Here is a 19015-nt window from a genome sequence, read left to right as displayed (position 1 = left end):
AACGTATTATGCGACGGGTGGACAACGTATGGGTGCGCCCCCGCAAGGACGCCAAGCCGAGGCTGACGCTCGACCGGATCGTCGCCGAGGCCGTCGCGCTGCTCGACGAGGAGGGCGTGGCCAGGCTGACCATGCGCCGCCTGGCCGAACGCCTCGACACGGGCTCGACCACCCTCTACTGGCACGTCCGGACCAAGGAGGACGTCCTGGACCTGGCGCTCGACGCCGTCTTCGGCGAGGTGCCGCTCCCCGGCGGGCACGGCGACTGGCGGGCCGCCGCGCGCGACCTGATGGCCGGCTGGCGCGCCGCCCTGCTGCGCCACCCCTGGTCGGCCACCATCCTCGACCGCCCGCTCATGGGCCCCAACGCCCTGGAACGCACCGAGTTCCTCTACCGCACGCTGTCCGGGGCCGGCCTGGACGGCCCGCAGGCCGCCTACAGCCTGTCCAACTACGTCATGGGCTCGGTCATCATGCAGGTCACCTGGCAGCGCCGCGACCGGCTCGACACCGACGCGTTCCTGCGCGAGCGGGCCGCCAGCTACCCGGCGCTGGCCGAGCACGGCCTCGGCCACGACTGGGACGCCACCTTCAGCACCGGCCTCGGCTACCTCCTGCGCGGCATGACGCCCGACGCCGGCGAGGGGTGAACCGGCCGGAGGCCGCCGTCACCAGCTGTCGCCGGACTGGATGTGACCGCGCCACGCCGACGAGGTGATCATGCCGTGCTCCCGCAGTTCCTGCAGCCGCCGGAGCCTGCCTCTGATCTCCCGGTGCCCGAACCCGGACTCGCGCAGCAGCCGGGCCTCCTCCTCCAGGTCCAGCGCCCGCAGGTCGGCGACGACCCCGGGACTGAGCGGCTCGTCCCGGTAGGCCACGAGGAACGGCGAGCGCATGGCCCGGGTGTGCGACCGCGGATGGGACAGTGCGTTGTCGATCAGCCGCAGGCCGCCGGCCTCGTCGGTCAGGTAGGCCAGGACGTGCAGGGTCGTGGCCAGCCTGGACAGGTGGCCGGAGCGGTCGTCTTCCCGGTCCAGTTCGTCCCAGAACGCGGCCACCGCCTCCATGTGCAGCCCCGCGTTGCCGCCGGCGGCCCGGCCGAGCGACTCGCGCACCAGCGGCGTCACCTGGACGGCGAGCGCCGCCGCGCACTCACGGTAGGCCGCCGCGCCGGCGCGCAGCCCGTCCTCGTCCTGTGTGGGCCAGGGCACGCCGAGCGCCTGGAAGGCGATCTCCAGCTGGGGCGGCAGCATCACCGTCATGAAACGTCGATCACCGTCGCCCGCTCGGCGGCGCGGCGTACGGCGGCCATGTCCCGCAGGCCCGCCCCGGCGCCGGCCATGCTCTCGTGCAGCCGCGCGCACGCCTCGCCGACCAGGAGGTTGACCTCGTCCACGGCCATGCCGACCACGCCGATGCCCCACGGAGAGCGTCCTGCGCCCGCCAGGCGGCCCAGCAGTGCGTCCACGTGCCGCCCGAACAGGTCCGCGGACTCGTCCATGGCGTGCGCCGCGTTGGCCGGCGACGTGTCGTCCGCCCAGAACTCCCGCGTCATCGCCCTCCGTCCCCCGATGGGGAGCCCACCCTACGGGCCGCCGGCGACGGATGATCAACAACCCGGTGAACGCCCGTCCACCGGCGCATGCCCGAGGATTCCCGTCAGGTCGGCGCCGGGTCAGCGCCGGGGGCCGTGGGTCCTGGACGGCTGGTGGCCCGGCGGAGTGCCGTGCGGGTGGGACGGCGGGGTGCTCGCCGCCGGGTCCGTGCTCCGGGACGGCGTCGGCTCGGGGCCGGGCCGGGAGCCGTGCGAGGGCGCCGGGGTCGGGGTGGCGTCGGGGCGAGGGGTGGCCGAGTGCGGGCGGCGCGTCCCCCGCCCGCCCTCCGGATGGACGGCCGCCGGCGTCGAACCGGTGGCGCCGGAACGGCCCGCGGTGGGCGCGGCGCCGGCCACGGTGGGCCCCGTGGCGGTCTTGGCGGGCCTGGTGGCGACAGGGCCGGAGGCGACGGCGGCGCGTTCCGACCGCACCGCGGCGGGACCGGAGGAGTCGGCGGCGACGGGCCCCGGCTTCCCGGAGGTCCGGCCCGCGTCGTGCGGCCAGTGCACCGGGTCGAGGCCCGGCGAGTTGAACGCGTCACCCATGAGCGCCCCCGCGGTGGCCAGCATGAGTGTGCCCAGCAGCACTCCGGCGGCCATCAGCGCCCGCCCGCGCCGCGCGCTCCCCTCGGGCGAGGACGAGGCGGCCCGCGCCGCTGATCGATGGGTTCCGCTCACGTACCCCGATGGTAGTGACGTGCGGGCATGGGTCGTCCCATGGCGAACGTCCGGCGGGAAAATTCAGTGTCAATCGTGATCAACAGGCGCACAGCAGCCCGCGCAGCGCCGTCTCCAGGCACGACCCGGACCGGGCGGGGACCGGCCACGGGAAGCGCACCAGCGACTCGTCCACGCGCACGGTGGCGCCGTACCGGTCGAGCTCCCACAACCACACCTCGCCGGGCTCCTCGCCGAGCTGCCTGGCCACGCCCGCGGTGAGCTGCGGCCGGTGGGAGTCGTTGACGTGCGCGATCACCCGTTCGGCCGTCTCGGTCAGCGGGTCGGGGGCCGCGCCGAGGTAGTCGTCGGCGTCCAGCAGGCCGGACTCCTGGCCGGTCAGGTAGACGACCTGGGCCACGTCCAGGCGCAGCAGGCGCGGGGCGTCGGGGCGGCCGTACCGCTCCAGGGCCTCGAACAGGCCCTCGTCGGCGCTGTGCGCGGCCACCGCCACCGCCGCGGAGCGGGCCTGCGACTCCGGCACGGCCTCCGCCCATCCGTGCACCTCGATCATCCCCCGCGGATGTGTCACCGCGCCGAGCTGCCGCATGGCCGTCAGGTTCACCGCGACCACGGCGTCCTCGCGCAACCCGTGCAGGGGTTCGCCGGGCCGGACCAGCAGCACCGGACGGCCGCTCTCGTCCACGCCGCCCCGGGCGGGGGAGTGGGCGCCGTCCACCGTGAGCTTGGCCAGCGTCGAGGTCGAGGCGAGAGTACGGATCCGCTCGGCGAGGGGCAACATTGAGATCACATCCACTGATAGGTTAGCCTTACCTAAGTAAGGATTACCTAACCGCATTGAGGTGAACGTGCGCTACACCGGCCCGAAGGTGCGACTGTCGCGTCGCGCGGGCGTCCCGCTGACCAGGAAAGCCGTCCGCTACTTCGAGCAGCGCCCCTACCCGCCGGGCGAGCACGGCCGCAAGACCAGCCGCCGCACCACCGGCGACTACGGGCTGCGGCTGATGGAGAAGCAGAAGCTGCGCTGGTACTACGACGTGTCCGAGCGGCAGCTGCGCCGCTACTGGGACCTGGCGGTGCGCAAGCCGGGCGCCTCGGGCGCCGAGCTGGTCACCATCCTGGAGACCCGCCTGGCCTCCCTGGTGCTGCGGGCCGGCCTGGCCCCGTCGATCTACGCCGCCCGCCAGTACGTCAACCACGGCCACATCGCCGTGGACGGCCGCAAGGTGGACATCGCCAGCTACCTGGTCAAACCCGGCCAGGTCATCACCGTGCGGGAGCGCTCACGCCGGATGCAGCCCTTCGTGGCCGCCGCCGAGGGCGTGTACGCCGACGAGCGCACCGCGGCCTACCTGTCGGTCGACCACGCCGATCTGCGCGTCACCCTGCTGCAGCGGCCCGAGCGCGAGCAGATCGCGGTCCCCGTCGAGGAGCAGCTCGTGGTGGAGTTCTATTCTCGTTAGCCGTGACTGAAGCGGGAGAGCACCGCGCGAGCTGGCTGGAGCTGTTCTTCGACCTGGTCGTCGTCGGGCCGGCCGCCCGGCCCGGCTCCGACCGGTCCGACCAGGAGGGCTCCGGCCTGGTGGGCTCAGCCGGCGACGTCCTGCCGGCGTAGCTCGGCGACCTCGCGGCGCAGGGCGCTCAGCTCCTCCAGGATGCGCTGGGTGTGCAGGTTGTTGTCCTGCTCCAGCGCGGCGCGCTCCTCGGCCGACTCCTCGTCCATGGCGCTGACCACGACCGCCATGAACAGGTTCAGCACGACGAAGGTGCAGACCAGGATGAAGATGGTGAAGAAGATCCAGGCCGTGGGGTGGGCGCCCATCACCTCGCGGGCGATGTTGCCCCAGTCGTCCCCGGTCATCGTCTGGTAGAGGGTGAACAGCGAGGTCGGCAGGCTGCCGAAGCGCTCGGGGGAGTCGCCGCCGTACAGCTTGGTGGCCATGACGGCGGCGACGTACAGGACCAGGGAGAGCAGCAGCACGATCGAGCTCATCCCGGGCAGGGCCCGCAGCAGCGCCGAGACCACCCGGCGCAGGCTCGGCACCACCGACAGCAGCCGCAGGGCCCGCAGGATGCGCAGCGAGCGCAGCACCGACAGCCCGCCGGTCGCGGGGACCAGGGCGATGCCCACGATCAGGGTGTCGAACAGGTTCCACGGGTCGCGCACGAACGCCGAACGCTCGACGTAGACCTTGGCCAGCAGCTCGGCCACGAAGATGTAGAGGGCGACGTGGTCGATCGCGACCAGCAGATGGCCGAACTCCCCGACGACGGCGGGAACGGTCTCCAGGCCGAGGGTGGCCGCGTTGACCAGGATGACGCCGACGATGAAGCGCTGGAAACGCCGGTCGGCGAGGAGGGCACGGACGCGTTCACGCACGGGGGCAAGCTCCTAAAGATCGGTCATGTGCCGTTCCATGATGCAGCAACATGATCAAGGAGGTGCCTGTGGTATAAATCGCACCTGACAGTCACAGGGGCAAGGGGGCGCAAGGGGCATGTCGTATCCGAACTACGGTCCGTCCTATTACGGGCCGCCGCCCCAGAGCCACCCCAACGGCACCACGATCCTCGTGCTCGGCATCCTCAGCCTGGTGGTCTGCGGCATCCTCGGCCCCTTCGCCTGGTCGATGGGCAACAAGGCGCTCAAGGAGATCGACGGCAGCGGCTACGCCTACGACAACCGCGGCGCGGTGCAGGCCGGCCGCATCTGCGGCATGATCGCCAGCATCCTGCTAATCCTCGGGGCCGTGTTCATGGTCCTCGGGCTCGGGGCCGGCATCCTGTCGGCCGTCTTCTCCGGCTGAGGGCCGCACACAGTAGTCTCCGATGCCCGACTCCAGCAGGTCGAAGGCCGCCGTGGCCTGGGCCCGCAGGTCGGGTGCGATCGTCTCCCAGCTCTCTCCGGCCAGCATCCGGGTCACCGCGTGCGTGCTGAGGATCCTGGTCGTGCCGAGGATCTGGGTCGCCACCATCTGCGGGGTCAGGTCGTCGGGGTCGGCGTCGAGCTCGTCGGCCAGCGCCCGGGCCAGCGCCCGCTCCCGCGCGACGTGCAGCTCGCGCAGCTTGGCCACCAGCGACGGGCTGCCGTTGACGATGCGGGCGAACACGTCGCCGCCCTCGTTGAGGCCGTAGCGCCAGTGGCGTGAGTCGAGGGCCTCCAGGAAGTCGCGCCGGAAGGCCCCCGCCACGCTCTCCCCGGGCCGCCGCCCGCGCACCACCTGCTGCGGCAGGTCGGTCACCAGCTCCTGCCGGTCGGCGAACAGGTCTTCCTTGGTCGGGAAGTAGTTGAACACCGTGTTGACGGACACGTCCGCGGTACGGGCGATCTCGGCCACCGTCACGGGGTCGAACCCGCGCGTCATGAACAGGCCCATCGCCACGTCCGCGATGCGCTGCCTGGTCTCCCGCTTCTTGCGCTCCCGCAACCCCTCTTCCATGCCGCCATGATACCCAACTTGCAGTGACTCCAAAATTGTGACTACCCTAATTTTGGAGGCGATCACATGTTGAGAACCACAGGTCTGACCAAGACCTTCGACGGCGGCGTGGAGGCCGTCAAAGGCGTCGACATCTCGGTGGAGGCCGGCCAGATCGTCGGCTTCCTCGGGCCCAACGGCGCCGGCAAGACCACGACCATGCGCATGCTGACGACCCTGCTCCGCCCCACCTCGGGCACCGCCACCGTGGCGGGCCGCGACCTGCTGGGCGACCCGCGCGAGGTGCGCCGCCGCATCGGCTACGTCTCGCAGGGCGGCGGCGTCAACGTCATGGCCCCGCTCGCCGAGCAACTGGAGCTCCAGGGCATGCTGTACGGCCTGACCAGGGCCGAGTCCAGGTCCAGGTACCGCGAGGTGCTGGCCCGGCTCGGCCTGGCCGGCCTGGAGGAGCGCGTGGGCGGCGCGTTGTCGGGCGGCCAGCGGCGCCGCTTCGACATCGCCTTCGCCCTGCTGCACGACCCCCGTCTGCTCTTTCTGGACGAGCCGACCACCGGCCTGGACCCCCAGAGCCGCGCCAACCTGTGGGAGCACGTCCGCTCCCTGCGCGAGGAGCACGGCGTGACGATCTTCCTGACCACCCACTACCTGGACGAGGCCGACGCGCTCTGCGACCGGCTGCTGATCATCGACGACGGCCGGATCGCCGCCGCGGGCACCCCGGCCGAGCTCAAGGCGGGCCGCACGCTCGACGAGGCGTTCCTCGACATCACCGGCCGGTCGCTGCGCGAGGAGGCGGGGGTCTGATGCTGCGCGACACCTGGGTGCTGTTCCGCCACTCCCTGCGCGCCACCCTGCGGCAGAAGGTCGGCATCGTCTTCGGCGCCGTCCAGCCGCTGCTGTTCCTGGTGCTGTTCGGGCCGATCTTCGCCACGTTCGGCACCTGGGAGGTGCTGGTGCCGGGGCTGATCGTCCAGCTCGGCCTGATGAGCATGGGGCTGGCCGGGTTCGGGGTGGTCTTCGACAAGCGCTTCGGCGTGCTGGAACGGCTGCGCGTCACCCCGGCCAGCCGCCTGGCCCTGCTGCTCGGGCGGGTGCTCGACAACGTCGTGACGATGGCCGTCCAGACGACGATGTTGCTGGCCGTCGGGTTCGCCTTCGGGATGCGGGTGCCGATCGCCGGGCTCGCGGCCGGGTTCGGGCTGGTCGTGGTGCTGGGGGCGAGCCTGGCCGCCCTGTCGTACGCCGTCGCGCTGACCATCGGCGAGCAGCTCTTCGCGCCGGTGATGTCGACGGCGGTCATCCCGCTGGTGCTGCTGTCGGGCGCCTTCCTGCCGATGTCGATGGCGCCCGGCTGGCTGGACGTGCTGTCGCACCTCAGCCCCTTCAGGTACGTCCTGGAGGCGCTGCGCGACCTGTTCGCCGGCCACTACGCCACCGGCACGGTCGGGCTCGGCGTGGCCGTCACGGTCGTGCTGGCCGCGGTCGGCCTGACCGTGGGGGCCCGCGTGTTCAACCGGGAGACCGCGTGAGCGGGCCGCTCCGGGACGGCCCGCCCGCCCGTGCTCAGGGCCGCGCTCAGGCCGCGGCTCTGGTCCGCCGGTGCAGCGCGGCCAGGATGCCCGCCGGATCGACCGTCCCGTAGCCGTAGTCGTAGTCGAAGCCCACCTCGCTGCGGTCCTCGGCGGTGCGCCGCAGCAGCGCCCGCAGCTGTGCCGGCGACAGCTTGGCGGCCGGCCACCGGGTGCGCACCGCGGCCACCAGCCCGGCGGCCACCGGCGTCGCCGCCGAGGTGCCCGTGTCCGGCTCGCCGTCGCCGAACGCCCGCGACCCCGAGAAGTGCGTGTACGCGCACACGTCGGGCTTGCGCGCGGTCAGCCGCCCCGGCCCCTGCGAGGAGTAGCCCACCCGCTCGCCGTTGACGTCGACCCCGCCGATGGACAGCGCCTTGGGATGGGAGTTGGCGCCCCCGATGGGCCGGTTGGGGAAGGCGCACCGGCCGTCGGGGCACTGCCTGCCGCAGTTGCCCGCGGCGAACAGCACGTCCGCGCCCGCCCGGTCGAGACTGGCCACGACCAGGTTGAACGGGTGGGCGGCGTTGTCGGAGTAGTTGCCAGGATGCCCGACGGGGAAGTCCCACTCGGGGGAGAACGACCCCCACGAGTTGCTCACCACCAGCGACCTGGACGCCGCGGGCTGGGCCTCCAGCACCGTGCGCAGGTGCGTGAAGGCGGCCACCGCGTCCGACAGCAGGCCGTCGAGCGCCGAGCCGCCCGGCCGGGCCGACCGCAGCAGCGGGACGTCGATCAGGGACGCCTGCGGCGCGGCGATGAGCGCGTCGAAGGCGCACATCGTGCCGTGGTCGACCTCGAACTGGCCGGCCCGGCCGGTGACGCCGGAGGGGCTCCAGCTCCGTTCGGCGTCCAGCGTGACGCCGCGGCCGAGCTGGCGGGCGACGTGCGCGGCGTTGATGCCGGTGTCCAGGACGGCCAGCGCCACCCCGGCGCCGTCGAGCCCTTCGGCGTGCAGCCCGGCCACGTTCAGCAGGCGCTCGACGTCGTGCCAGTCGCCCACCGGCGGATCGCCGCCGCAGGTCAGGCTGGACTCGATCACCGGATCGGCGAACACCCCGACGACGTCGGGGCGCAGCGTGGGCAGCAGCGTGACCCGCGAGGTCAGCTCGTCGTCGGAGATCGTGCCGCGGACGAGCACGGAGGCGTCCTCGGCGGCCAGCGAGAAGTCGAGGGGCTGGTGGAGGGAGAGGGGATCGCCGCCGGCCGCGGGGACCGGCCTCGGCACGGCGACCGGTGTGAAGGCCGTGTCGAGTTCGACGCCGGGCAGGCCGTCGGCGACGTCGGCCGTGGTGGCGGTCTGGCCGGGGTCGGCGACCGCCGCGACCAGATCGGGGGAGGGACGGAGCTGGATCAGGACCCGCATGAGTCACCACCGAACGTAATGGGGGCAAAGGAACGACCCAACATTCCTGCATCCGTCAAGGCGCGTCCAGCCCCTTACGGTGGTTGTGACCTGCGAAAACGCCGCATAACTGGCGAAGCGGACCATAATTGTTTCCGGGGCGTCAGGCTTCCTTGTTTTCGGTCTGTTCACTACGGTGATGCATCATGACGCTCCAGGCGCAGACGCCGGTTTCCGACGGGGAAAGACAACACTGGCTGCCGGTCCGGCCGAGGCTCATCCTCGCCAGTGCCTTCATGCTCTTCCTCGAACTGGCGCTCATCCGGTGGACCGGCTCGAACATCGTTCATCTGAGCTATTTCACCAATTTTGTCCTGCTCGGTTCTTTTCTTGGAATCGGGCTCGGATTCCTGCGCGTGGGGCGCTCGCGCCGCCAGCCCTATTACTCGCCGGTCGTCCTGCTCGTCCTGGTGGCCCTCGTGCTGGCCTTCCCGGTGACGGTCGACCGCAACACCGAGGGCGTCCTGTACTGGACGAGCCTGGGCACCGTCGGGCCGCCCGCGTGGCTGATCCTGCCGGTGATCTTCGTCGCCGCGGCGGCGGTGCTCATGGGGCCCGCCGAACTGGTCGGGCGCTGCTTCCCCGAGCTGCCGCGCCTGGAGGCCTACCGCTGCGACCTGATCGGCAGCCTCAGCGGCATCGCCGCGTTCACGGCGCTGTCGTTCCTGTCGGCGCCGCCGGTGTTCTGGGGGGTGGTCGCGGCCCTGTGCTACGGCCTGCTCCTGGTGCCCCGGCCCCGCTCGCTCTACCTGGGCCTGGTGGTCCTGCCCTCGCTCCTGGTCGCCGGCCTGCTGCTGTCGGAGACGCTGACGGCCGGGGCGCTGTGGTCGCCGTACTACAAGGTCACCTACAAGGCGATGCAGATGCTCGGCGTGCCGGTCACCGACATCTCCGTCAACGGCATCCCGCACCAGCAGGCCGTGCCCGCCTACGCCCGCCTGCAGTGGGAACGCCAGTACGGGCTGCCCTACGAGCGCACCACCAGGCCGCCCAAGGACGTGCTGATCGTCGGCGCGGGAAGCGGCACCGACGTGGCCATCGCGCTGTCCAAGGGCGCCCAGCACGTCGACGCCGTCGAGATCGACCCCAAGCTGCGCGAGCTGGGCGGCAGCGTGCACCCCGACAAGCCCTACGACGACCCGCGCGTCACCACCCACATCACCGACGGCCGCGCCTTCCTGGAGCGCAGCGGCGACCGCTACGACCTGATCCTGTTCGCCCTGCCCGACTCGCTCACCCTCGTGTCCGGGGCCAGCTCGCTGCGCCTGGAGAGCTACCTGTTCACCGAGGAGGCCATGCAGGCCGCCCGCGCCCACCTGCGGCCGGGCGGCACGTTCTCGATGTACAACTACTACCGCGAGAGCTGGCTGGTCGACCGCCTGGCCTCGACCATGCAGACCGCCTTCGGCCACAGGCCGTGCGTCGACGTGGTCAGCACCGCCGGCCAGCAGGCCGTCATCACCGCCGGCCTGACCGCCGCCGACCAGCGCTGCGCGAGCCAGTGGCCCGGCGCCGCCGCCGGCACCCCGGCCCCCGCCGACGACGACCGCCCCTTCCTCTACCTGAAGGACCGGACGATCCCGCCGATCTACATCATCACCCTCGGCCTGATCCTCATCGTCAGCCTGCTGGCCGTCCGCGTCGTGGCGGGCCCCTACGGGCGCATGAAGCCCTACTCCGACCTGTTCCTGCTCGGGGTGGCGTTCCTGCTGCTGGAGACCAAGAGCGTGACGGGCTTCGCGCTGCTGTTCGGCACCACCTGGGTGGTCAACGCGATCGTCTTCGCCGGGGTGCTGGTCGCCGTGCTCGCCGCCGTCGAGGTGACCCGCCGCTTCCGCACCCCGCCGCTGCCCGTCATGTACGCCGTGCTGCTGGCCGGCCTGCTGCTGGCCTGGCTGGTGCCGAACGCGTGGTTGTTGTCGCTGCCGGTGCCGCTGCGCGCCGTGGCGGCCGTGACGGTGGCGTTCCTGCCGATCTTCGCCGCGAACGTGGTCTTCGCCAAACGGTTCTCCGACACCGCCGACGCGACCACGTCCTTCGGCGCGAACCTGCTCGGCGCGATGGTCGGCGGCTGCCTGGAGTACCTGGCGCTGGTGATCGGCTACAAGGGCCTGCTCATCGTGGCCGCCCTGCTCTATCTGGGCGCCCTGGCGCTGATGCCGCGAAAGACCGCGCTCGTGTGACAAATGGAAATGGCCCGCGCGGTCTTCTGTAATGCCTTGACCGGCGGTCAGGATGAATTGTCGGCGGCGCGGGTTGATTTGTCGCCGTGGGCGAGGTGAGCTGGAGACGTCATCGAATCCGGAAAAAGATCGAACGATATTCAGAAAGGCGGGCACGCGAATCGGGGGTCACATCCGGTAACCCACGAGAAAAGGTGACAGTCATGGCGACACCAGGGGCGGCCAGGATCGACGTCGAGCGCGTTCCGGCACAGGAGTGCGAGCCCGCGCCCGCCGGACGCGCGGAACAGGTCGCCGGAGCGCTCCCCACGGGGGTGTTCTTCGCGCAAAACCCCGGCGGCTCCGGGGAACACCGCGAGCCCGACGCGCGGTGGGAGCTCACCTCCGCCTGGCCCTACCAGGGCCGGCTCGCCACGGGGACGGCCGCCGTCCATCTCGCCGCGGGCCACGACGCGCTCGTCCGCCCCATGATCTTCGCCGACGGGTTCGGCCACGGGCCCAGCGACCTGGCCGGGCTGTGGGGGCGGCTCGACGCGCCGTACCCGCCGCACGGCGACCGGCTGCTCAGCCGGCTCCTCGCCCAGGGCATCGACGTCGTGCTGCTCGGCTTCGCCGCCCGCCACACCCACATCCAGGCCAACGCCGGGGTCGCGGCGACGTGCGTGGGCCGCGCGATCTGCGAGCGGCTCGGCACCACGCCGCTGATCGTCGGCGGCCTCGGCGCGGGCGGCCTGGTCACCCGCTACGCGCTGGCGGAGATGGAACGCCGCCGCGAGGACCACCAGACGATGACCTACCTGTCCTACGACTCGCCGCACAACGGCGCCTGGATCCCGCTGATCCTGCAACAGCTCGCCCACTTCGCCGAGGCCCTGGCGCCGGCCGCTCCCGGCACGCCCGGCCCGGCCGACCTGATCAGGAGCCCGGCCGCGCAGCAGCTCCTGTGGGGCTGGGTCCAGGACGGGCGCTACTCCGGGCCGGTCGCCACGGCCAGCCCGCTGCGCCTGGCGTTCATCGAGGACCTGCGCGCCGCCGGCTGGTTCCCGCTCAGGCCGCGCAAGCTCGGCGTCTCCAACGGCGCCGCCGACGGCACCGGCCGGAACGTCCCGCCCGACGCCCCGGCCTTCGAGTGGACCGCGCTGGACGGGTTGGCCGGTGCCACCGTGCGCACCCAGCCGGACCGGGGCGCCCGTCAGCGGGTGGGCGGCATGCGCGCCGTCCCCCTGTGGGCCAGCACCAGCTACACCAGCGACGTCGCGCCCTTCGACGGGGCGCCCGGCGGCACGCTGGCCTCCTACGGCATGGTCGCCGACGCCTTCGGCGCGCCGATCGCCGGCCGCTTCCGGTCGGCCTGCTTCGTCCCCACCGTGAGCGCCGTCGCGCTCCAGTACGACCCCGTGGACTGGACCGTGGACCTCTACACCGACATCACCGCCCTGTCGCCGGAGCAGAGCGAGCTGGACGACTACCAGTGCGACTCCGACAACTCCGAGCACGGCACGGTCACCGGCACGCTAGCCGACTGGATCCTCGGGCACCTGTCGAAGTGACCTGGAACGAGCGGGCCCGGCCTTTCGCCGTCAGAGCCCCCGCCGGAGCCGGGCTCCGGCGGGGGTGACGATCACAGGCCGCACAGCTCCGTCAGGGACTTCGCGCCGCCCCTCTGGCTGTTGCGGGTCGGGGTCTCGGTCGGCGTGCCCGCCTGCGTGCCCGTCTGGGCCTGCGTACGGGTCCGCGACGGGGTGGCCGTCGGGGAGCCCGGGGAGGCGGTCACGTTGGCGGTCTGGGCCTGGCGGGCGGAGCGGTCGGAGTCGGCGATCGCCTTCTTCGCGGCCGCCCGGATCTTGATCCAGTCGGGCCTGCCCGAGTAGAAGTCCGGCGGCACGAACTGCAGGCTGGTGATCTTGGCGTCCTTGACCTTGAGCGCCAGGTCCGCCAGCGGCGCGACGAGCGGACGCGGGATGTTCGTCTGGGCCAGCCGCTTGGCCGCCCCGGCGATCTTGGTGAAGTTCGTCAGGATCACGCCGGGCGTGGCCTGCTGGGCGAAGGCGCCGATGACGCAGCGCTGGCGTCCCATGCGGGAGAAGTCGTCGCTGTTGACGCGGGAGCGGCCGTACCACAGGGCCTGCTCGCCCGACAGCTTGCGGTAGCCCGCCTTGATCGTGCCCGCGGTGCCGAAGTGGCCGCCCCACTTGACGTCCTCCTCGACCCGGATCTTCAGGCCGCCGATGGCGTCCACCAGGGCGGCGAAGCCGTACATGTTGATCAGGGCGTAGTAGTCGATCCTGAGGTTGAGGGTGTAGCCGATGGCGTCCATGAGGGCCCGCGGGCCGCGGTTCTTGCCGCCCATGAGCTGCGGGTTGTCGTTGGCGTACTGCCAGACCTCGTTGAGCAGGCCGCCGTTGGGCAGGTCGGCCATGTAGCCGTTGGGGAAGTGCTTCTGCAGCGGCGAGGACGGCGGGAAGCGCACGTGCTGCAGGTTGCGCGGCAGGCTGAACAGCACGGTGTTGCCGGTCCTGGTGTCCACGCTGGCCACCGTCATGCTGTCGGTGCGCACGCCCACGCGGTTGCCCGCGGCGTCACCGCCGACCAGCAGGAAGTTCACCCGGGTCTTGCCGTCCCAGGGGTCCTCGGGGTTCTTGATCTGGACGGGGTTCTCCGGGTCCGGGTGCGACGGGAAGATCGCGTTGACGGCGTTCCGTCCGGCCAGCACGTAGTTGGCCGTCAGCGCGAACGGCGACATGACGGCCACGCACAGCACGCCCACGACGATCCCGGTCACCACCTGGCCCTGCTGGTTCAGCCTGTTGGGGCCCAGCGCCACGTACGAGACGGCGATCACGGCGAACCAGGCCAGCGCGCACGCGGCCGCGATGACGATCACCGTGACCATGGCGCCGTCCTCGGCCAGGCCGGTCAGGTTGCTCAGGTCCCGGGTCAGGCCGAAGGCCAGGGCCGCGAGCAGCACCACCGCGTACGCGCCGATCATGATCAGCCCGGTACGACGGCGCCCGGCCCGCAGATGCGCGGCGCCGGGCACGAGGGCGGACAGAGCCGTCCAGCCGATGACGGAGGCGGTCGTCAGGGGTTTGGCGAAGCGTGGCGCGGGGGAGGAGCCCTTGCGCGGGCGTGGAGTTCGCCGTTTGGCGCCTCCGGGCACGGTGTCCACCCCATCGCGCTTGCTCACACCGGCTCCTTCACACGCCTACCAGGCAAAAAAATGATGTTCGCCCCATGTCGGGCACAAGATTGCCAGGATTCTAGCCCCCATACCTGGACATCAGAGACAACTCTTCAACATGAGATGAACGCCACGTGTCGCTCAGGAGGTCGTCGAGGACGGCGCCAGCCACGTGTTGCACTGGTACGTCTTGTCCCTCTCCCACCCCTGCCGGAACCAGCGGTTGTTGTTGGCGGGCGTGCCGTGGTCGCGCGGATAGCCGGGGTAGTCGCCCACCTGCGCGTAGAACCAGAACAGCCGCGAGCGCAGCGAGGACGGCACCGGGTAGGACGAGGCGACCGAGCGCATCCACATGCCGCCGAGACAGGTGGCCTGCAGCTCCAGCTTCCTGCTCAGCGCCAGCTTGCCGCTCTGGCTGGAGGAGTTGATGGTGCCCTGCCACCAGGAGTCCATCACGCCGGTGATGTTCTGGACGTGGTGGCCGTACTCGTGGGCCATCATGCTGATGATGCCGCCGTGCCAGGAGATGATCTGGCCGTAGCCGCGGGCGTTGCCGTTGCCCCTGGACATCGCCGAGGTGGAGGCGTAGATCGTGTTGTTGCGCGGGCAGTAGTACGGCACCATGCTCCCGGCCGACGGATAGTCGCCGCACGCGCCCCGTCCGCGCCCGGACGCCACCGCGTAGTTCGGCGGGCTGAACGCGATGCCCTGCCGCTGCAGGATCGGCCCCCACGCCTTGTCCATGCACCGGCCGGTCTTCAGGATCAGCGCCTTGAGCTGGCTGTGGCTGAAGATGTTCGTGTTCCCGGCCCGGCAGTTCACCCGGGGCAGGCCGCCCGCCCGGTAGAGGGTGTTGTTCTTCAGGCTGGTGTTGAGCGTGACCTGCTTGGGCGGCGTGACCGTCTCCTGCGTCGGCCGCTCGGTGGGCTCCTGCGACGGCTGCTGTGTCGGTTCCTGTGTCGGTTCCTGGGTCGGTTCCTGGGTCGGCTGCTGGGTCTGTTCCTGGGTCGGCTCCTGCGACGAGGTGTCGTGCGTCGGCTCGTGGCTGGGGAAGGGCTCGTCGGTCCGCGACGGCTCGTACGACGGGAGCGCGACCGGCGTGGTCGTCTCCGTGTGCGAGGACGACTTCAGCATCGCCGCCCCGATGACGATCAGCACGAACAGCGCGGCCAGCGACCCGAACACGGCCCCGAGGACGCCGGCGACCCCCATGCCGGACTTCTTCCTCGGCTGCTGCGGCCACTGCCTCGTGGGCATGGGTGGCATGGGCGGTGGCGGCGGTGGCGGTGGCTGGTACTGCTGCCCGTACTGCGGCGGCGGATACTGCGGGCCGCGCGGCGGATGGCCCTGCGGCGGATAGCCCTGCGGGGGCTGCGGCGGGCCCTGTGGGGGGCCCTGGGGCGGGCCCTGCGGAGGCGGCGGCTGCGGCGGATAGCCCCGCGGCGGGGGCGGCTGCGGCGGATAGGGCTGAGAGCCGGGCGGCGGGCCCTGAGGGGGGCCCTGCGGCGGGTTCGGGGGAGGGGGCGGGGGCGCCTGCGGGTAGGGGTGACCGCCCTGCGGTTGCGGCTGCCCGTAGCCCGGCGGCGGCCACGGCCGCGAAGGGGGCCGCAGGGGCTGCCCGGGCCCTTGTGGCGGAGGTGGATATTGCCCGTTTGCTGTCACCGTGTCTCCCCGTTAACCCGCTTGTCTGCAATGCACGGCTTTGCGGCAGACCTCAAAGGATCTTTGCCAAATTTGGGGCAAAAGCATACTGATTTATCACCCGTCACGGATGTAGCGGTACTCGGTCACGCTCCGAAATCAATCGAGGTGATCTCTGCTATCTACCGGTCCCGGAGCAGGGCGGTGTCCTAGCTTCGTTGGCATGAATCTCCAGCAGCTCCGCTATGTGGTCGCGACTGCGGAGCACCGCACCATGACCGACGCGGCCAGGTCGCTCTACATCGCGCAGCCTGCGCTGTCCCGCGCGATCCGCGATCTTGAGCGAGAGCTCGGCATGACGCTCTTCGCCCGCTCCGGCCGCGGCGTGGTGGTCACCGCCCAGGGCCGCCGCGTGGTCAAGCTGGCGAGGGAGGCGCTCGACGCCGTGCACGAGATCGAGGGCCTGGCCAACCACGCCGGCGTGACGGAGGCCGAACTGCGCATCGCCTCCACCCCGAGTCTCGAACCCGGACTCGCGGGGCGGCTGCTCCCTGCCTACGCGGCCGAGCACCCAGGGGTACGCGTGCACATCGTGCGCTGCGACGGCCGCGACGGCGTCGTCAGCGCCATCCGGGATCAGCGGGCCGACCTCGGGCTCACCGATCTGCCCGTGCCCACCGACCTCATCACCCACCCGCTCGAACGCCAGGAGATCGTGCTGATCTCCCCGCCCGGGCTCGACCTGCCCAACCCGGTCCCCATGGGCAAGCTCCACGGGATGCGCCTGGCGCTGCCCGCCCGCGGCAGCTCGCGGCGCAGGGAGCTCGACGCCATGTTCGGCAAGTACGCCGTCACCCCCGTGGTCGTCCTGGAGACCGACGAGCGCAACGGCTGGCTGAACGCGGTCCGCGCCGGCCAGGCCTCGCTGCTGTGGTACCGCGGCATGGCCGACCAGGCCGCCAGGGCGGGCCTGGTGGTGCGCTCACTCGAACCGGCCGTGCGGCGCGTCATCGCCGTGGTGCACGCACGCCGCCGCCTGCCCCTCATCGCCCAGAACTTCCTGTCCACCGCGGAGAAGGGCACAGCCGCCTGACCAGGAACGTTCCATGATCCCCCGCGAACCCCGCCACCGTCCCCCGCACCGCCCCCGCCACTGACCGCAGCCCGCCGGCGCCCCGAACGCGTCGCGCGGGCCGAGCATCCCCGCCGAGCTCCCGCCGATCGCTCCGGCCGCTGCCCGCCTAGCGGGACACCGGAAGGCGGACCACGGCACGCAGGCCCGGCGCCGCGTCCTGCAGGACCACCGTCCCCCCGTGGGCACGCACGGTCTCCCGGACGATCGCCAGCCCCAGCCCCGCACCGCCCTCGTCCCTGCTGCGCCCGGAGTCCAGCCGGGTGAACCGGTTGAACACCCGCTCCCGGTCCTGCTCGGGGATGCCGGGCCCGTCGTCGGTCACCGTCAGCACGCCGTCGGCGGTCAGCGCCACCTCGACCTTCGAGGAGGTGTGCCGGACAGCGTTGTCCATCAGGTTCGTCAGCACCCGGCTCAGGTCGAGGGCGTCCCCGCGCACCACCACGGGGTCGCACGCGGTCAGCCGGGCCTCGCCGTACCGCTCGGCGACCTGGCGCACCACCTCGTCGAGGTTGACCGGCTCGTCGCGGGCCGGCACGCCGCCGCGCTCGTCCAGGTGGGCCAGCGCGAGCAGGTCCTCGGCCAGCCTGGACAGCCGCAGGGCGTCCTCCAGCACGCCCTCGGCGGTCTCCCGCCAGTCCTGGCCCTCCGGATGGCCGAGCGCCACCTCCAGCTGGAGCCGGATGCTGGCCAGCGGGCTGCGCAGCTCGTGGGCGGCGTCGGAGACCAGCCCGCGCTGGCGCTGCTCGGCCTCCTCCAGCCGGGCCAGCATGCCGTTGAGCGTGGTGGCCAGGGCGTACACCTCGTCACGCGACTGCGGCACCGGCAGCCGCCTGGACCGGGCCGTGTGCGTGATCTCGGCCGCGACCCGGCGCAGCGACGAGATCGGGCGCAGCGTCCTGCCGATCATCAGCCAGCTCGCCACCGCCAGCAGCACGACCAGCGCGGGCGTGCCGACCAGCAGGATCCGTCCGGCCACGCCCAGGCTCGTCTGGATCTCGCCGATCGGCCTGGCCGCCAGCACCGTCTGTCCGTGGTCGGCGCTGAGCACCACCACCCGCAGCGGCCCCGGGATCGCGTACGGCCGCCCGTCCAGGAACGTCGCCCGCCCCTCGCGCAGCACCCTGGCCCTGGCCGCCGCGTCCAGCAGCGGCACCAGCCGGTCGGTGCCGTACGTGACGTGCGTGATCCGCCCGCTGCGGTCGAGCACCTGGACGATCGTGCCGTCGTGGGTGGTGATCGGGCTGGTCAGCGTCCCGGCGTCGGCCGCCACGCGCACGGTCTGGGCCTGCTGCCGGGTCGAGGTGTCGACCGTGTCGATCAGCGCCCGGTCGAGCACCGACAGCAGCACCGAGGCCGACAGGGCCAGCGCCAGCGCCAGCACGGCGGCCGCCGCGACCGTCAGCCTGAACCGCAGCCCCTGACGCCGCCACCAGGCCATCGGGGTGTCAGCCACCGTCGCCCGCCAGCCGGTAGCCCGCGCCGCGCACGGTCTGCAGGGCGTTCCTGCCGAACGGGGCGTCGACCTTGCGCCGCAGGTAGCCGACGTAGACCTCGACCACGTTGGGGTCGGTGTCGAAGGTGTCCCACACGTGTTCCAGGATCTCCGACTTCGACACCACCTCGTCCCGGCGGCGCATCAGGAACTCCAGCAGCGCGAACTCCCTCGGCGTCAGCTCCACCTGCGTCTCGCCCCGCTGCACCTTCCGGCGGGCCGGATCGAGGGTCAGGTCGCCGGCCGCCAGCACCGACGGCCGCCGCCCCGAGTCGCGCCGCAGCAGGGCCCGGAGCCTGGCCACCAGCACCACGTACGAGAAGGGCTTGGTCAGGTAGTCGTCGGCGCCGAGGTCGAGGCCGTCGGCCATGTCGTACTCGCCGTCCTTGGCCGACAGCATGAGGATCGGCACCCAGTTCTCCTCCGCGCGCAACTGCTTGCACACGTTGTAGCCCGACAGCCTCGGCAGCATGATGTCCAGCACCACGACGTCGTAGTCGCCCTGCCGGGCCGCGTGCAGGCCCTCCTCGCCGTCGTGGGCGAGGTCCACGGCGAACCCCTCGGCCTGCAGCCCGCGCTGGAGGGCCGCGGCCATCCGCCGCTCGTCCTCGACGACCAGTACTCTCATGTGCTGATTCTCCCGTTTCTGAGCTGAGACGCCGCTGAGAAGCCTGAGAGGCGTCTCAGACAGTCTCAGG

The 19015-nt window shown here is 71.9% G+C and carries 20 protein-coding genes; 9 read left to right on the top strand and 11 right to left on the bottom strand.

Going from position 1 to position 19015, the window contains the following annotated elements; genetic code table 11:
* Window positions 1–17 precede the first annotated feature (17 nt).
* Window positions 18–650, top strand: a complete 633-nt coding sequence (locus ABZ444_RS41725) for a TetR/AcrR family transcriptional regulator C-terminal domain-containing protein (RefSeq protein ID WP_358009476.1) — start codon at window positions 18–20, stop codon at window positions 648–650.
* An 18-nt stretch (window positions 651–668) separates the two neighbouring features.
* Here the strand turns inward: ABZ444_RS41725 and ABZ444_RS41720 are convergent, their stop codons facing one another.
* The 4 genes from ABZ444_RS41720 to ABZ444_RS41705 all read right to left on the bottom strand — a co-directional run bounded on the left by ABZ444_RS41720 (window position 669) and on the right by ABZ444_RS41705 (window position 3053).
* Window positions 669–1262, bottom strand: a complete 594-nt coding sequence (locus ABZ444_RS41720; protein ID WP_358009474.1) for a hypothetical protein — start codon at window positions 1260–1262, stop codon at window positions 669–671.
* A complete protein-coding gene (locus tag ABZ444_RS41715) occupies window positions 1259–1555 on the bottom strand; it encodes a hypothetical protein (protein WP_358009472.1) in 297 nt (98 codons plus the stop codon). The genes ABZ444_RS41720 and ABZ444_RS41715 overlap by 4 nt, the downstream gene beginning before the upstream one ends.
* A 120-nt stretch (window positions 1556–1675) precedes the next feature.
* Window positions 1676–2272: a hypothetical protein gene (locus ABZ444_RS41710; RefSeq protein ID WP_358009470.1), complete on the bottom strand. Its 597-nt coding sequence runs from the start codon at window positions 2270–2272 to the stop codon at window positions 1676–1678.
* Window positions 2273–2351: 79 nt separating this feature from the next.
* Complete coding sequence (locus ABZ444_RS41705) at window positions 2352–3053, bottom strand: DUF2470 domain-containing protein (protein ID WP_358009489.1); 702 nt, start codon at window positions 3051–3053, stop codon at window positions 2352–2354.
* A gap of 67 nt (window positions 3054–3120) precedes the next feature.
* Here ABZ444_RS41705 and rpsD point away from each other — a divergent pair, with 67 nt between their 5' ends.
* Complete coding sequence (gene rpsD / locus ABZ444_RS41700) at window positions 3121–3735, top strand: 30S ribosomal protein S4 (protein WP_358009487.1); 615 nt, start codon at window positions 3121–3123, stop codon at window positions 3733–3735.
* Window positions 3736–3737: 2 nt separating this feature from the next.
* Complete coding sequence (locus ABZ444_RS41695) at window positions 3738–3887, top strand: hypothetical protein (RefSeq protein ID WP_358009468.1); 150 nt, start codon at window positions 3738–3740, stop codon at window positions 3885–3887.
* On the opposite strand, the gene ABZ444_RS41690 is transcribed toward ABZ444_RS41695, so the two are convergent.
* Window positions 3861–4652, bottom strand: coding sequence for an ion transporter (locus tag ABZ444_RS41690; RefSeq protein WP_358009466.1), 792 nt, complete (start codon window positions 4650–4652; stop codon window positions 3861–3863). The genes ABZ444_RS41695 and ABZ444_RS41690 overlap by 27 nt on opposite strands.
* A gap of 118 nt (window positions 4653–4770) precedes the next feature.
* Here ABZ444_RS41690 and ABZ444_RS41685 point away from each other — a divergent pair, with 118 nt between their 5' ends.
* The gene (locus ABZ444_RS41685; RefSeq protein ID WP_358009464.1) at window positions 4771–5079 is read left to right on the top strand and encodes a DUF4190 domain-containing protein; all 309 of its coding nucleotides are present in this window, start codon (window positions 4771–4773) and stop codon (window positions 5077–5079) included.
* Here ABZ444_RS41685 and ABZ444_RS41680 read toward each other — a convergent pair.
* On the bottom strand, window positions 5008–5712 hold the full coding sequence (locus ABZ444_RS41680) for a TetR family transcriptional regulator (RefSeq protein ID WP_358009462.1): 705 nt from the start codon (window positions 5710–5712) through the stop codon (window positions 5008–5010). The genes ABZ444_RS41685 and ABZ444_RS41680 overlap by 72 nt on opposite strands.
* Window positions 5713–5778: 66 nt before the next feature.
* Between ABZ444_RS41680 and ABZ444_RS41675 the strand changes: the two genes are divergently transcribed.
* Window positions 5779–6516, top strand: a complete 738-nt coding sequence (locus tag ABZ444_RS41675; RefSeq protein ID WP_357969316.1) for an ATP-binding cassette domain-containing protein — start codon at window positions 5779–5781, stop codon at window positions 6514–6516.
* On the top strand, window positions 6516–7241 hold the full coding sequence (locus ABZ444_RS41670; RefSeq protein ID WP_358009460.1) for an ABC transporter permease: 726 nt from the start codon (window positions 6516–6518) through the stop codon (window positions 7239–7241). Before ABZ444_RS41675 ends, ABZ444_RS41670 begins: the two co-directional genes overlap by 1 nt.
* A 46-nt stretch (window positions 7242–7287) precedes the next feature.
* Here the strand turns inward: ABZ444_RS41670 and ABZ444_RS41665 are convergent, their stop codons facing one another.
* Complete coding sequence (locus ABZ444_RS41665) at window positions 7288–8646, bottom strand: S8 family serine peptidase (RefSeq protein ID WP_358009458.1); 1359 nt, start codon at window positions 8644–8646, stop codon at window positions 7288–7290.
* A gap of 185 nt (window positions 8647–8831) precedes the next feature.
* Here ABZ444_RS41665 and ABZ444_RS41660 point away from each other — a divergent pair, with 185 nt between their 5' ends.
* Together ABZ444_RS41660 and ABZ444_RS41655 are read left to right on the top strand one after the other, a co-directional pair.
* Window positions 8832–10868 (top strand): spermidine synthase, encoded by a 2037-nt coding sequence (locus tag ABZ444_RS41660; protein ID WP_358009456.1) that lies wholly within the window; start codon window positions 8832–8834, stop codon window positions 10866–10868.
* 203 nt (window positions 10869–11071) lie between these two features.
* Window positions 11072–12418: a hypothetical protein gene (locus ABZ444_RS41655; protein ID WP_358009454.1), complete on the top strand. Its 1347-nt coding sequence runs from the start codon at window positions 11072–11074 to the stop codon at window positions 12416–12418.
* Window positions 12419–12489: 71 nt separating this feature from the next.
* Here the strand turns inward: ABZ444_RS41655 and ABZ444_RS41650 are convergent, their stop codons facing one another.
* Both ABZ444_RS41650 and ABZ444_RS41645 read right to left on the bottom strand, forming a co-directional pair.
* Complete coding sequence (locus ABZ444_RS41650) at window positions 12490–14055, bottom strand: LCP family protein (RefSeq protein ID WP_358009452.1); 1566 nt, start codon at window positions 14053–14055, stop codon at window positions 12490–12492.
* Between the two features lie 135 nt (window positions 14056–14190).
* Window positions 14191–15306, bottom strand: coding sequence for a neutral zinc metallopeptidase (locus ABZ444_RS41645; protein ID WP_358009450.1), 1116 nt, complete (start codon window positions 15304–15306; stop codon window positions 14191–14193).
* Between the two features lie 607 nt (window positions 15307–15913).
* Here ABZ444_RS41645 and ABZ444_RS41640 point away from each other — a divergent pair.
* Entirely contained in the window at window positions 15914–16783 is an 870-nt protein-coding gene (locus ABZ444_RS41640; RefSeq protein WP_358009448.1) for a LysR family transcriptional regulator, read from the top strand.
* A 148-nt stretch (window positions 16784–16931) separates the two neighbouring features.
* Here ABZ444_RS41640 and ABZ444_RS41635 read toward each other — a convergent pair whose 3' ends face one another.
* Both ABZ444_RS41635 and ABZ444_RS41630 read right to left on the bottom strand, forming a co-directional pair.
* Window positions 16932–18278 carry a HAMP domain-containing sensor histidine kinase gene (locus ABZ444_RS41635; protein ID WP_358009446.1) on the bottom strand — a complete coding sequence of 449 codons (1347 nt, stop codon included), beginning with the start codon at window positions 18276–18278 and terminating at the stop codon, window positions 16932–16934.
* A complete protein-coding gene (locus ABZ444_RS41630; protein WP_358009444.1) occupies window positions 18271–18945 on the bottom strand; it encodes a response regulator transcription factor in 675 nt (224 codons plus the stop codon). The genes ABZ444_RS41635 and ABZ444_RS41630 overlap by 8 nt, the downstream gene beginning before the upstream one ends.
* Between the last annotated feature and the right edge of the window lie 70 nt (window positions 18946–19015).

This window comes from Nonomuraea sp. NPDC005730 (assembly GCF_040630865.1).
Taxonomy (GTDB): domain Bacteria; phylum Actinomycetota; class Actinomycetes; order Streptosporangiales; family Streptosporangiaceae; genus Nonomuraea.
This window is presented reverse-complemented; position numbering and strand designations above follow the sequence as displayed.

Bases quoted from the DNA above. Each gene is read 5' to 3' on its own strand.
- ABZ444_RS41645 (WP_358009450.1), bottom strand. From the start codon at position 15,306: ATGCCCACGAGGCAGTGGCCGCAGCAGCCGAGGAAGAAGTCCGGCATG.
- ABZ444_RS41680 (WP_358009462.1), bottom strand. From the start codon at position 5,712: ATGGAAGAGGGGTTGCGGGAGCGCAAGAAGCGGGAGACCAGGCAGCGC.
- ABZ444_RS41705 (WP_358009489.1), bottom strand. From the start codon at position 3,053: ATGTTGCCCCTCGCCGAGCGGATCCGTACTCTCGCCTCGACCTCGACG.
- ABZ444_RS41675 (WP_357969316.1), top strand. From the start codon at position 5,779: ATGTTGAGAACCACAGGTCTGACCAAGACCTTCGACGGCGGCGTGGAG.
- ABZ444_RS41685 (WP_358009464.1), top strand. From the start codon at position 4,771: ATGTCGTATCCGAACTACGGTCCGTCCTATTACGGGCCGCCGCCCCAG.
- ABZ444_RS41665 (WP_358009458.1), bottom strand. From the start codon at position 8,646: ATGCGGGTCCTGATCCAGCTCCGTCCCTCCCCCGATCTGGTCGCGGCG.
- ABZ444_RS41660 (WP_358009456.1), top strand. From the start codon at position 8,832: ATGACGCTCCAGGCGCAGACGCCGGTTTCCGACGGGGAAAGACAACAC.
- ABZ444_RS41720 (WP_358009474.1), bottom strand. From the start codon at position 1,262: ATGACGGTGATGCTGCCGCCCCAGCTGGAGATCGCCTTCCAGGCGCTC.
- ABZ444_RS41640 (WP_358009448.1), top strand. From the start codon at position 15,914: ATGAATCTCCAGCAGCTCCGCTATGTGGTCGCGACTGCGGAGCACCGC.
- ABZ444_RS41670 (WP_358009460.1), top strand. From the start codon at position 6,516: ATGCTGCGCGACACCTGGGTGCTGTTCCGCCACTCCCTGCGCGCCACC.
- ABZ444_RS41630 (WP_358009444.1), bottom strand. From the start codon at position 18,945: ATGAGAGTACTGGTCGTCGAGGACGAGCGGCGGATGGCCGCGGCCCTC.
- ABZ444_RS41655 (WP_358009454.1), top strand. From the start codon at position 11,072: ATGGCGACACCAGGGGCGGCCAGGATCGACGTCGAGCGCGTTCCGGCA.
- ABZ444_RS41715 (WP_358009472.1), bottom strand. From the start codon at position 1,555: ATGACGCGGGAGTTCTGGGCGGACGACACGTCGCCGGCCAACGCGGCG.